Here is a 1,169-nt window from a genome sequence, read left to right on the forward strand (position 1 = left end):
AGAACGCCGCGTCCTTCACGTCCGACGGCTATTACCGCAGCGGCGATCTGGTCCGGCGCGTTGCCGGCGGACAACTCGTCGTCGAGGGGCGCGACACCGATCAGATCAATCGCGGCGGCGAAAAGATCGCGGCGGAGGAGGTCGAGAATTTCCTGCTCGGCCATGAGGGCGTGCTCGACGTGGCGGTCGTCGGGCTGCCGGACGGCTATCTGGGCGAACGCATCTGCGCCTTCGTGCTGCCGCGGCCGTCACGCCCGACGCCGAACGATCTGCGGAGGTTCCTCACGGCCAGCGGACTCGCCGCCTTCAAGATTCCCGACCGCTTCGAGTTCCTCGACAGCTTTCCCACGACGGGGGTCGGCAAGATCAGCCGCAAGACGCTGCGCGAGGCCCTGAAGGCGATGCATTGCGCGGCCGCCACCACCGCCACTGCCACTGCCACTGCCACTGCCACCGCTGCCGCCGCCGAATAGGAGTGGATATGACCGCCAGCACTGTCTTGTCCGCCGGGGCGCTGACCGACTATGTCGCCGCATTGATGGACATCCCGCCGCGAGACCTGCTTCCCGATACCCCATTGCTGGAGGCGGGGCTGGATTCGATCTCGGTCATGCGGATCGCCGCCTATTTCAAGTCTTTCGGGCACGGCGTGAAATTCGGCGATCTGATCGCGATGCCGACCATCGCGGCCTGGTTGCGGTTGGCGGACGGGGAGGGCGACGTCCGGCCGGCCCGTTCCGGACCGGAGGATGCGGCCGTCCCCAACGCCGTCGCCCGGGATGACGGGGAAGCGTTCGAACTGACCCCGGTGCAGCAGGCCTATTGGTTCGGCCGCCGCGACGATCAGCCCCTCGGCGGTGTCGGCTGCCATCTGTATCTCGAACTCGACGGCAAGGGTGTCGATCCATCCAGGCTCGATCGGGCGGTGAAGAGACTGGCCATCCGCCATCCGATGCTCCGGGCGCGTTTCCTCGACGATGGCCTGCAACGGATCGCGGGCGCCGGTCCGGGTGTCGCCCTGACGGTGCATGATTTCCGCGGCCGGTCCGACGGAGGGGTGGAGGCGCTGGCCGGGCTGCGCGACCGGCTGTCGCATCGCCGGTTGGCGGTGGCGGACGGCGAACCGTTCGGCGTGCAGCTCTCCTGCTTCCCGGCGGCGGAACCCGGCT

The 1,169-nt window shown here is 68.3% G+C and carries 1 protein-coding gene and 1 pseudogene; both read left to right on the top strand.

Annotated elements, in window-relative coordinates:
• Positions 1–473: pseudogene (locus I71_RS07350) on the top strand (2,3-dihydroxybenzoate-AMP ligase); the annotation flags it as partial.
• Positions 474–481: 8 nt separating this feature from the next.
• On the top strand, positions 482–1,169 hold a 688-nt coding region (locus I71_RS07355; protein WP_042693278.1), incomplete at its 3' end, for a phosphopantetheine-binding protein.

Source organism: Azospirillum sp. B506 (assembly GCF_000333595.1).
In the GTDB taxonomy this organism is placed as follows: domain Bacteria; phylum Pseudomonadota; class Alphaproteobacteria; order Azospirillales; family Azospirillaceae; genus Azospirillum.